Source organism: Okeania sp. SIO2B9 (assembly GCF_010672505.1).
Lineage (GTDB): Bacteria > Cyanobacteriota > Cyanobacteriia > Cyanobacteriales > Microcoleaceae > Okeania > Okeania hirsuta.
The window spans coordinates 1-4,116 of sequence record NZ_JAAHGK010000686.1; the positions used below are offsets into that span (position 1 = coordinate 1).

3 protein-coding genes are annotated in these 4,116 nt (G+C 38.6%); 1 reads left to right on the plus strand and 2 read right to left on the minus strand.

Translation table 11 applies throughout. The features are described from left to right. Window positions 1-558 (minus strand): AAA-like domain-containing protein (locus F6K13_RS21610; protein ID WP_287288336.1); only part of this gene is annotated, 558 nt, incomplete at its 3' end. Window positions 559-1,415: 857 nt separating this feature from the next. Between F6K13_RS21610 and F6K13_RS21615 the strand changes: the two genes are divergently transcribed. Continuing rightward, window positions 1,416-3,452, plus strand: coding sequence for a DUF6851 domain-containing protein (locus F6K13_RS21615; RefSeq protein ID WP_124145897.1), 2,037 nt, complete (start codon window positions 1,416-1,418; stop codon window positions 3,450-3,452). A gap of 147 nt (window positions 3,453-3,599) precedes the next feature. On the opposite strand, the gene F6K13_RS21620 is transcribed toward F6K13_RS21615, so the two are convergent. After that, complete coding sequence (locus F6K13_RS21620) at window positions 3,600-3,725, minus strand: hypothetical protein (protein ID WP_287243335.1); 126 nt, start codon at window positions 3,723-3,725, stop codon at window positions 3,600-3,602. Between the last annotated feature and the right edge of the window lie 391 nt (window positions 3,726-4,116).

Consider the following 4,116-nt stretch of genomic DNA (forward strand, 5'->3'; position numbering starts at 1 on the left):
TGCTTTCAGAAAATTATTAATATTGCTGATATTTTCTGGTTCAATTAAGCTATCAAATCTGAGATAAATCGGAATATATTTATTATTATTGGCTTTTGCTTGTATCCTTCGCAACAGAGAAGTTTTACCCATTTGTTTTGGCGCTTTTATTCTCACTAATGAACCAGGATCTTCTATTTTTTCATAGCATTCAGACTCAATAGAACAACGTTTAATTCGATAACGTTCTATATAAAAAGGAGAGTCTGGTTTTTCTGGTCTACCAGGAATAATAATTTTGCTAGTCTTAAAACCATAGTCAGCTCTTAATTGAGGATGGACTAAGTTTGATTGATATTTGCTGAATGTTTCAAATAAAAATTCCCGAAATGAACTATGATTCTTGGGTAGATTAAATTTAGTAGCGATCGCTTTTAATTTTTTCCCTACATTTGATGTATCCCATTTCATTGACTGAGCAATTTGTTCATATTTATTACCTGCTAAAAATAAACTTAATGTTTTTACTTCATCATCTGCCAAGCTAGAGTAAATGTGTTCAAAAATTTGTTGATTCATCAATTTTATTTTTAAATTTGACTAAAATTAATGTAAGCATTCAGCCGTCAGCTATCAGCTATCAGCTATTGCTTTTAGTTAGTAATAAAAGCTTTCTTATATTATATCCAGAGAATTAACGAAAAAAAATTTTTTGTTTTACGAGCTTTAATTATAACTATGCCTTTTAATTTGGATAAATTAAGTTTTACTAAGGTTGTTTAAATCAAGATAACTTAACAAAGATTAGAAAGTCAAGATTAACATTAATAAGATTAAAATTACAGCCAATATATTTTTCGGCGTTGCATAAATGCGGGATGATTTTAATAGTTTTGTGGAATGGGCATCTTGCCCGTTCCTGATATTTTCCCGTTCCTGATATTTTCACCGCAGACAGGGACAGGCAGGATGCCTGCCCCCACTGGAAATACATTCTTTTAATTCTATAAAGCTGATAGCTGACCACTGAATGCTTACTCTAAGAGAAACCTTGACTACTGGATAAAATGTGAATCATATTTTCAGGTACATTCCTTACTATCTGCTGAATGTGAAAATATTTTCACATTGATGAGGATTAATTCATTTTTCTAGTTAGTGAAGATGTAACCTGAAATTTACTGTCATTTATTCCCCATTTGAAATTTAGCTGAATTAAGATTATTTGTAAAGGGAAGAAAGATAATTTTAATCCAAGATAATAGCTTTTAGATTAGAATAAGTTAAGAAAAAATCATTAACTTGCCATTGTCCCAAAAATATCCCTTGTCTGATAGCTGATTATTTCACAGCTTGACCACTAGAAATTCATCATCAAGCAAAATAATTGCTTCCCTAATTTCCCTCTCACAATAATCAGAAATACAGAAAAAAAGATGAACTCATTATTAGAAGAACAGCAAAATTCCGATTCTGAAGATACTAATAATAACATCAATCTCACCCTCGATCCGGAAACTCAACTCGTAACAGTCGATGACTCTTCACCAAGTATTTCCGTTTTATGGGACCGAGCAGTACAACAAGCAGTTATCAATACTTCCCCAGGCCCAACCATTGCTTCCCGTGCTTATGCGATCGTACACACAGCTATCTACGATGCTTGGAGCGCTTACGACCCATTAGCAATAGGAACTCAATTAGAAGATGACCTACAACGTCCCCTATCAGAAAACACCGATGCCAACAAAACTGAAGCCATGAGTTTTGCTGCTTATCGAGTACTCTCAGAATTATTCCCCACTGAGACAGAAATTTTCAACGAATTGATGGCTGAACTTGCCTACGATCCTAACAACACAACCACCGATACTACTACTCCTGCTGGCATTGGTAACGTTGCCGCCGAAGCACTATTAACATTCCGTCGAAACGATGGCTCCAACCAACTAGGAAATGACCCCAATGGTGACGGTACTCCCTACTCCGACATCAGTGACTATGAACCTAGTAATCCCATTGGAGACCCCGTTGACATCGAACTATGGACTCCCGAAACAATTCCCATTGATGCTGAACCCGGTGAGGAAGAGCGAGTGCAAACATTTCTCACTCCTCAGTGGGGTGATGTCATACCTTTTAGTCTCGCTTCAGGTGATATATTTCGACCAACAGCACCAGAACCATTCTTGCTAGTAGATGGTGAAGTAGACTTGGAAGCACGCACAATTACTCTAGCAGACGGTTCAGTTATCGAAATCACTCCAGATATTATTGGCACTATTATTAATCCTGCATTCATTGAACAAACAGAAGAAGTTATCGCAATTAGTGCTAACCTCACAGACGAACAAAAGTTAGTTGCAGAATTTTGGGAAGATGGCGGTGGTACATCCTTCCCCCCTGGAACTTGGATGACTTTCGGGCAATTTGTCTCAGCTAGAGATGACAATACATTAGATGAGGATGTCAAACTCTTCTTTAATTTGGGCAACGCAGTATTTGATGCCGGAATTGCCACTTGGGAATCTAAAACTTTTTATGACTATGCTCGTCCGGTACGAACAGTAAGGGAACTAGGAGAACTAGGGTTAATTGGGGAGTTTAATGCAGAGCTTGGTGGTTTTGCTATCGATGCTTGGGCAGGTCCTGGAGAAGGCACTCAAACTATTTTGGCTACTGATTTTCTCACCTATCAAACTCCTGGTAGTGACCCTTCACCTCCTTTTGCTGAATATGTATCTGGTCATAGTACCTTCAGTGCTGCCGCTGCAGAAATACTCCAACTGTTTACTGGTAGTGATGATTTTGGTGCTTCGATAACTTTTCAAGCTGGTGAGTCTCGTTTTGAACCTGGTGTTACACCGGAAGAACCTTTAACTTTGGAGTGGGATACTTTTAGTGAAGCTGCTGATGAAGCTGGTATTTCTCGTCTTTATGGTGGTATTCACTTTGAAGATGGCGATCTAAATGGTAGAGCGTTGGGGCAACAGGTAGCGGAAAGTGTCTGGCAAGAAACTCAGTTAGCGATCGCTCCTAATGTCACTATCGGTACAGATGAGGATGATGATTTAATCGGGACAACTGCAAATAATCTCATGTACGGAAATAGGGGTGATGATATCATCCAAAGTTTAGATGGTAACGACTTGCTTCATGGAGGCAAAGGTGACGATCTACTTGATGGTGGTCTAGGAGATGATATTATTGGTGGTCAGACCGGTGATGATATTCTCACTGGTGGACTCGGTGGGGATATGTTTGAGTTCGGGTTTGGTGATGGTGACAATATTATCACTGATTTTGAAGATGGAATAGATGTCATTGGTTTAGAGGATGGTTTGAGTTTCGAGCAGTTGACAATTTCTCAGATAGGAAATGACACTCGCATTAGTACTGAACGACTTTCTATTACATTGCAGGATGTACAGGACAGCGCGATCGGCATTGATGATTTTCTTGAGATTGTTTGAGTAATATCATTAGGAGTCAGAAGTCAGGAGTCAGGAGTCAGGAGAAGAGAGAATCACTTTGATGAGCGTAGTTATGAAAATTGGAGAATTTTTTTATCATTTTCTTTGTGGGTTTAATACCCCACCGTCAACGGTCGTGTTCACGCATTACTTGGGGGAGCGTAGACGCGGAGCGGCCCTTCGTTGACTATCCCCATGTAATTTTCCTCCTGTCTCCTGTCTCCTGTCTCCTGTCTCCTTCTTCAAGTCCAATTCCCCCGGATTTGATATCATTTCAGTTATCAATACCTTCTTCCTACTACTATAAAAGCTTTGCAATTTTATAGTTCAGGACTTACCCATGAGGCACGAAAAACAGGGATTTGAGATTGCTTTCCTATGGGTTGCAATGACGAAAAGACCTTGTACTTTGTAAGTCCTATAGTTTTTGGCAAACTCCATATCTCAAAATGAATGAGGTTTTACTTTGACACATAGTATTTTGACAAATTTATGAAAATATGATACCAGGTACTAAAAAAATCAGGAGATACTATGTTATATTATCATTTTCTTTGTGGGTTTAATACCCCACCGTCAACGGGGGTGTTCAAAATTACTTGGGGGAGCGAATCCCCATGTAATTTTCCTCCTGTCTCCTGTCTCCTGTCTCCTGTCTCCTTCT

What these genes read in the sequence shown, in the direction of transcription:
- F6K13_RS21615 (WP_124145897.1), top strand. Translation starts at nt 1,416, where the DNA reads ATGAACTCATTATTAGAAGAACAGCAAAATTCCGATTCTGAAGATACT.
- F6K13_RS21620 (WP_287243335.1), bottom strand. Translation starts at nt 3,725, where the DNA reads ATGATATCAAATCCGGGGGAATTGGACTTGAAGAAGGAGACAGGAGAC.